Genomic DNA, 213 nt, shown 5'->3' on the forward strand with positions numbered 1-213 from the left:
CTTTCCGTCCTGTCGCGGGTAACCTGCATCTTCACAGGTACTATAATTTCACCGAGTCTCTGGTTGAGACAGTGCCCAAATCGTTACACCTTTCGTGCGGGGCGGAACTTACCCGACAAGGAATTTCGCTACCTTAGGACCGTTATAGTTACGGCCGCCGTTTACTGGGGCTTCAGTTCAGAGCTTCGCTTACGCTAACCCCTCTCCTTAACC

At 52.1% G+C, this 213-nt stretch carries 1 rRNA gene; it reads right to left on the reverse strand.

Annotation, left to right across the window (positions count from 1 at the left end):
- Positions 1-213 (reverse strand): 23S ribosomal RNA (locus MR170_RS32080); the annotation flags it as partial.

The sequence above is a fragment of the Bacillus cereus group sp. BfR-BA-01524 genome (genome assembly GCF_022662595.1).
Lineage (GTDB): Bacteria > Bacillota > Bacilli > Bacillales > Bacillaceae_G > Bacillus_A > Bacillus_A thuringiensis_S.